The sequence below is a fragment of the Actinomadura sp. NPDC000929 genome, from assembly GCF_040492065.1.
In the GTDB taxonomy this organism is placed as follows: Bacteria; Actinomycetota; Actinomycetes; order Streptosporangiales; family Streptosporangiaceae; genus Spirillospora; species Spirillospora verrucosospora.
Genome location: NZ_JBEUPA010000111.1, coordinates 23,605 through 30,360, shown reverse-complemented (window position 1 = coordinate 30,360; position 6,756 = coordinate 23,605). Strand labels below are relative to the sequence as shown.

The 6,756-nt window shown below is 70.9% G+C and carries 4 protein-coding genes and 2 tRNA genes; 3 read left to right on the top strand and 3 right to left on the bottom strand.

Features of this window, described 5'->3' with window-relative positions; all coding sequences use genetic code 11:
• Nucleotides 1–46 precede the first annotated feature (46 nt).
• The 3 genes from ABWI04_RS30175 to ABWI04_RS30165 form a co-directional block, all read right to left on the bottom strand.
• Nucleotides 47–997: a glycerophosphodiester phosphodiesterase gene (locus tag ABWI04_RS30175; protein ID WP_353834564.1), complete on the bottom strand. Its 951-nt coding sequence runs from the start codon at nt 995–997 to the stop codon at nt 47–49.
• Between the two features lie 117 nt (nt 998–1,114).
• Complete coding sequence (locus tag ABWI04_RS30170; protein WP_345178180.1) at nt 1,115–2,806, bottom strand: adenylate/guanylate cyclase domain-containing protein; 1,692 nt, start codon at nt 2,804–2,806, stop codon at nt 1,115–1,117.
• A gap of 84 nt (nt 2,807–2,890) precedes the next feature.
• On the bottom strand, nt 2,891–4,312 hold the full coding sequence (locus tag ABWI04_RS30165; protein WP_353834563.1) for an amino acid permease: 1,422 nt from the start codon (nt 4,310–4,312) through the stop codon (nt 2,891–2,893).
• A 273-nt stretch (nt 4,313–4,585) separates the two neighbouring features.
• Here ABWI04_RS30165 and ABWI04_RS30160 point away from each other — a divergent pair.
• The 3 genes from ABWI04_RS30160 to ABWI04_RS30150 all read left to right on the top strand — a co-directional run bounded on the left by ABWI04_RS30160 (nt 4,586) and on the right by ABWI04_RS30150 (nt 6,596).
• Nucleotides 4,586–4,663: transfer RNA gene (locus ABWI04_RS30160), tRNA-Asp, on the top strand.
• Nucleotides 4,664–4,684: 21 nt separating this feature from the next.
• A tRNA-Phe gene (locus ABWI04_RS30155) sits at nt 4,685–4,758 on the top strand.
• 782 nt (nt 4,759–5,540) lie between these two features.
• Nucleotides 5,541–6,596 (top strand): TIGR03118 family protein, encoded by a 1,056-nt coding sequence (locus ABWI04_RS30150; protein ID WP_353834562.1) that lies wholly within the window; start codon nt 5,541–5,543, stop codon nt 6,594–6,596.
• Nucleotides 6,597–6,756 lie beyond the last annotated feature (160 nt).

Genomic DNA, 6,756 nt, shown 5'->3' with positions numbered 1-6,756 from the left:
GGCGGCGCGGGCGCTGATCGCCCGCGCGCGCCGGTGGCCCGCCTGATCAGGCCGCCCGCTCGCCGGAGTCGTTCACCACGCCGCGCAGGACGTCCGGCCGGTTGGTGATGATCCCGTCCACGTCGAGGTCGATCGCCCGCTCCATGGCGCCGGGGTCGTCGACCGTCCAGGTGAGCACGTCCATCCCGGCGTCGTGCACCGCGTCGACGTAGGACCCGGTCAGGCCGCCGAAGGGCGGATTGACCTGGTCCGCGTACTTCGCGAGCTTCGGCAGGTCCGCTGCCTTCGGAGTGCCCAGCAGGCCGGTCGGCACCTTCGGCAGGACGGAGTGGAACCGGCGCACCGAAGCCCAGTCGAACGACTGGACGACGAGGCGCCGCCCCCGCGGGTCGTACCGCAGCCAGGACGGGGACCGCTTCAGCTCCGCCGCGATGCGCCGCTCGACGCCCGGGTAGAGCTCCGGGCTCTTGATCTCCAGCAGCAGGCCGAGGCCCTGCCCGCGCATCGCGGCCAGCACCTGGCCGAGCGTCGGGACGCGCTCGCCCGCGTACCTCCTCGCGAACCAGCCGCCGGCGTCCAGCCTCCCGATCTCGGCGAGGGTGAAGTCGGCGACCTTCCACGGCCCGCGGCCCGGGTAGACCTCCTCGGCGTTCGTCGTCCGGGCGAGGGTCGTGTCGTGCATGATCACGAGCTGGTGGTCCTTCGTCTCCTGGACGTCCAGCTCGAACATGTCCGCCTTCCTCGCCCGGGCGAGCCGGAACGCCGCCAGCGTGTTCTCCGGCGCGTACGCGGACGCGCCGCGGTGCGCGACGTCCAGGACGCCGGAGTCCGGATCCGGAGCCCGGACCGGGGCGGTGCGCGGCCGCGGTTCCGGGGCGCCCGGCAGCACGGACAGGAGCGGGTCGGGGCCTGGCCGGGCGCCGGCGGGCGCCGCCGGGACGGCGACGGCCGCGGTGGCCAGGACGGCGATGAGCGCGAGACGATTCCGCCGGTGCATCAGTCACCTCTCGGGAGCCGGGGCTGTCCGCCCCAACCCTCGGACCGTCCGGTGACGCCGGAGTTACGGATCGGTAGCAGACTGTGTACCGAAGGTGACGATACGCAGCGGGTCCCGTCAGGACGAGTCAGACACGGCCGGACCGCCGGAATCCCCTCCGGGCTCCTCCGCGCCGCCCGGCCCCGCGGCCCGCGCGCTCTTGGCCGCCTTCGCCAGCACCAGCGCCCCGAACAGCAGCCTCCTGCTGCGCCTGAGCGGGCGCGGGAACCTCGCCCGTCCCGTCTCCGGCCCGGGCCGCCGCGGCGCGGGGACGAGGGGACGCGCGGGGCGCCGGGGCGTGCCCAGCCGCGTCGGACGGCTCCGCCCCCGCAGCGTCACCGACCGCCCGAGGTCCCACTCGTCGGACTCGGCGAGGTGCGCGAGCTCCAGCACGGTCGCCGAGGCGAGCACCCGCCCCTCCTCGTCCTTCGCGAGGTCGCTGAGCCGGGCCGCCTCGTTCACCGGATCGCCGATCACCGTGTACTCGAACCGCTCCTCCGCCCCGATGTACCCCGCGACGACCGGGCCCGCGGACACGCCGATCCCCGCGTCCAGCATCGGCACCTCGGCGCGCAGCCGCACCGCCAGCTCCCGGGCCGCGCCGAGCGCCCCGCCGGCCGAGTCCTCCACCTGCGTCGGCGCCCCGAAGATCGCCAGCGCCGCGTCCCCCTCGAACTTGTTGATCCAGCCGCCGTGCTTCGCCACCGCCGACACCACCACGCCGAAGAACCGGTTGAGCAGCCCCACCACCTCGTCCGGGCTGCGCGTGTCGGCCAGCCGGGTCGACCCGGTCAGGTCCACGAACAGCACGGCCACCTCGCGCGTCTCGCCGCCGAGCGTGACGACGCCGCGCTCCAGCGCCAGGTCGGCGACCTCCTCGCCGACATGCCGCCCGAACAGGTCGCGCAGCCACTCGATCTCGCGCAGCCCCGCGACCATGTGGTTGAAACCGGCCTGCAGCTGCCCGACCTCGCTCGCGTCGTACACGTCCACCTCGGCGCCGAGGTCCCCCCGCTCGACCTGCGCCATCCCGCTGCGCACCGCCTTGATCGGGTCGGCGATCGCCCGCGTCGCCATGTAGATCACGCAAACCCCCGCGAGCAGCGCGGCGCCGCCGAGGCCGAGGATCGTGATCGCGAGCTGGGTGACGTTGATGTCCGGCGAGGCCAGCGCGGCGATCGCGACGCAGATCAGCCCGAACACCGGGATCGCCGTCCCGAGCGCCCACGCGAGCATCACCCGCGTCGTCACCCCGGGCAGCCGGAGCCTCTTCGGACGTTCCGCTCCCAGCACCAGCGCCGCCGCCGGACGCAGCAGCCGCTCCGACAGCAGGTAGACGATCGTGCAGGTCGTGCCCGCGCCGAGCAGGCACGTCAGCCCCGTCTTCACCGCCAGCCGTCCGGTGAACAGCATCAGGTCGAGCGCCGCCCAGCCGAGCGCGCCGACCGCCCACAGCGCCCCGACGAGCAGCGTCAGCCGCAGCGGCCCGAGCAGCACGGCCCGGCGCTGCCGCCGGTCGGGCTCTCCCCCGTCCCGGACGAACGTGACCACGGGCCGCCACAGCCACAGACCGCACAGGAGCGCCGCCGGCGCCGCGACCACCGGATAGCTGAAGAACGCCACCGCGTTGACCAGATGCACGTAGTCGCGGTCGTCCAACGGAGGATCGGGCACCACGAACGTCGCGAACAGCAGCACCACCAGCGAACCGATGACGTTCGCCACGCCCACCACGACCAGCAGGACCCACCGCACCCGGATCTCAAGCATGCTGGTCACGCGCGCCTCCGGAGGAAGGAACCGCCATAAGGGATCATCCCACGGCGGGCGCCTCCCCGCCGTGGGATGCCCTTATCAGGCGCTCGTGCTCTCCTCCGCGAGCGGGACGGGGACCCGCGCCTCCTGCGAGCCGCGCCGGACGAACGGCCAGCCGATCACGACCAGCGCCGCCCAGGCGGCCATCACGTACAGCGCGATCCGCGTGTCGGCCTCCCACGCGATCGTCACGGTGACGAAGGCGAAGAACGCCAGCACGGCCCAGTTCGTGTACGGCGCCCACGGCATCCGGTACGGCGACTTGGGCAGCTCCCCGGCCGCCGACCGCCGCCGGTAGGCCATGTGCGCGAGCAGGATGACCGTCCACACCAGCAGGGCCCCACCGGTGGAGACCGAAGTGATGTACTCGAACGCCTTCTCCGGCACGACCGCGTTGACCACCACGCCGATCCCCATGACCAGCGCGGAGATGACGACGGTCAGCACGGGCACACCGCGCCCGTTGAGCCGTCCGAGCACCTTCGGCCCGTCCCCGTTCACACCGGCCGTCCGCAGCATCCGGGACGTCGAGTAGAGCCCGCCCGCGTTGCACGACGACAGCGCCGCGGTCAGCACCACGAAGTTGACGATGTCCGCCCCGCCCGGAATGCCGATCCGGTCGAACGCCAGCACGAACGGGCTCGCCCCGCCCTTGAACGCCGTCCACGGCACCACCGCGAGGATCACCAGCAGCGACCCCAGGTAGAACAGCGCGAACCGCACCGGCAGCGCGTTGATCGCCCGCGGGATGTTCTTCTCCGGGTCCTTGGCCTCGCTCGCCGTCACGCCCACCAGCTCGACGCCCAGGTAGGCGAACATCACCATCTGCAGCGTCATGATCGTTGCCCCGGCCCCCTCAGGGAACACGCCCCCGTGGTCCCACAGGTTCCCGACCCGCGCGGTGTCCCCGGCGTCACTGAACCCGAACACCAGCACCCCGAGCCCGACCAGGATCATCATCACGATCGCCGCGACCTTGATCATCGCGAACCAGAACTCCAGCTCGCCGAAGAGCTTCACCGAGATCAGGTTCACCGTGAACAGCACCACCAGCGCCACCAGCGCCGTCTGCCACTGCTCGACGCCCGGCCACCACTTCTGGATGTACTTGCCGGCCGCGGTCAGCTCCGCCATCCCGGTCGTCACCCAGATGATCCAGTACGTCCAGGTCGTGGCGTAACCCCAGAACGGCCCGAGGAACTCCCGGGCATACCCGGCGAACCCGCCCTCCGCCCGCCGGTACGTCAGCAGCTCGCCGAGCGCCCGCATGACGAAGAACAGCGCCAGCCCCGCCACCGCGTACGTCAGGATCAGGCTGGGCCCGGCCTTGGCGATGTTCTCCCCGGCGCCCAGGAACAGCCCGGTGCCGATCGTCCCGCCGATGGCCAGCATCTGGATCTGGCGGGTCCCAAGCCCGCGTTGGTAGTCCTCCGCGCTCTGGTCTGGGAGCTTCGCGACCACGCGGCCTCCTCTCTACAGCCGCCCCCGCAAGGGGGGAACAGCGCCACCCTCCGATCACGCACCGTTGCGCAACTCGGACAGAGTAGGAGCCCCAAGCACAAACACGAAACACTCTTGTCCGCCCGGTTTCTCCCCGCCCGGATCGTCCCCCCACCCGCCCGGTGTAACCGAGTTGGCGACCCCCTCGGCCATCGCGTATGCTCTCGGACGTCGCCAAGCGCCGGGAACACCGGCCAAGACACCCCTCCAGAGCCGATAGGCTCGGAGACGCAAGGTCCTGTGGAGCAGTTAGGAGTGCTCGCCACCCTGTCAAGGTGGAGGCCGCGGGTTCAAATCCCGTCAGGACCGCCAGACGCACGCAACACGCGTCCTGGGCAGGTAGCTCAGTCGGTACGAGCGTCCGCCTGAAAAGCGGAAGGTCGGCGGTTCGACCCCGCCCCTGCCCACCTCAAAGACCAGCGAAAACGCCCCGGAGCCATGCGGCCCGGGGCGTCTCATTTTGACAGCAACCGGCGCAGGCCAGCCGCGCCGCCACTCGTTCTGGTCGGCGGGTACGCCGGACCGGGCGAGGCCGGGTTCGCGCGCCTTCTCGGTGACATTTCGGGCTGACCTTCCTGGACAAGGACACCCTGACGCCACGCCGACTTTTAGCTGAACGAGGCCAGGTCCCTTGAATATATGGTGTTGATCTAACTCGCGAAATTTCCCCCGCGAGAAATAGGGCGGAGCAGATCGTGGTCTCCAGCGGCCGACCAATCTAGTAAGAGTGATTACTGCAAAGTCGTAGGCATCTGACGCCGCTACCGAGGCTTGGTGTGAGGGCGTCAATCTCCTGACTCGCGCGCGATCCCGTGGCTGAGGTCCGAGACGATCGCCTTGCGTGGTTGGGTGCGCGAAAGCGGGGCGATCGTTGCCGCGGGGCTTCTGGTGCTCTGACCGTGGATGGCCCCTCGTCCTGCCTTCCTGCAGCTCAGGCCGCGAGTTGGGTGTCCGGGCGGGCCGAGTTGGTGGTTTCCAGCTCATGAGGTTGCTTCCTCGGGCTCGGGTTTACGGGGCGGTGCACTGATCGCCCCGAAACGTAAAGCGGCCATCGTTGTTGGTCAGGATTCCGTCGCGTGGTGCGGCGGCCGGATTCGCCGAACCTGCCCGGGGTAATTATCGCCGCGGTCCGACCGGACCCGCTGATCGATTCAGGGAGATCTGAATGCGAAGAACTCTAGGTATGCTCATGGCCGCCCTGGCCCTGCTGGCAGGAATGGCCCCGACCCGTCCCGCGTCCGCCGAATCCCCGGACCGCGCCGACGGATTGGGCCGGCACACCCGGTTCACCGAGACCGACCTGGTCTCCGACATCCCGGGCCGGGCGCCTCTTCAGGACCCCAAGCTCGTCAACCCATGGGGCCTGGCGCTCAGCCCGACCGGGCCGCTGTGGGCCGCCAACAACGGCACCGGCGTCGCCACCGTGTACGCGGGCGGCGCGAAAGGCGTGAGGAAGCAGGCGCTGGAAGTCACCGTCGAGGGCGGCGCGCCCACCGGAGAGGTGTTCAACAACACCGCCGAGTTCGCGGTGAAGGGCGCGCCGGCCACCTTCATCTTCAGCAGCGAGAGCGGCGCGATCACCGCATGGAACCGCAACACGGGGACCACCGCAGTCCGCGTGGCGGGCGCGCGAGGCGCTATCTACAAGGGACTGGCGCTGCTGCACACCCGCCATGGGGCGTTCCTGCTGGCGACCGACTTCCACAACGGACGCATCGACGTCTTCGACGGTAGGTTCCGGCGGCTCAGGCTGCCCGGCAAGCGCTTCAATGACCCGTCGATCCCACGAGGCTTCGCGCCGTTCAACGTCGCCGTCCTCGGCCGCTCCGTGTTCGTCACCTACGCCAAGCAGGATGCGGACGCCGAGGACGACGTCCCCGGCCCCGGGCTCGGCTTCGTCGTGGAGTACCGGCGGTTCGGTCGCTTCCATCACCGCTTCGCCTCCCGCGGTCCGCTGAACGCGCCGTGGGGGCTGGTGATCGCGCCCCGATCGTTCGGTGACTTCGCCGGAGACGTCCTCGTCGGCAACTTCGGCGACGGCCGGATCAACGCCTTCACCCGGCATGGCCGTTGGCGGGGCGCGCTGCGCCGGCCAGACGGCCGCCCGATCGAGATCGACGGCCTGTGGTCGCTCCTGCGCGGGACGCCGACGACCGGTGGCACCGACGCCGTCTGGTTCTCGGCCGGCCCGAACGACGAGACGCACGGCCTCGTCGGCCTGCTGCGCAAGGCCCGCCTGCACTGAACACGAGCGTGACCAGCGGCCGGGCCGGCCGCTGGTCCGCCTCCGATTCCGAGGGGCCTGTCCTGCCAACCGACGCCCCTGCCTGCCCGTCTCGGACTCCTGGAGCTCTGCCGGGACGAACTGGATCCCGCACTCCACTAACGTCAACGCCCTCGACTCG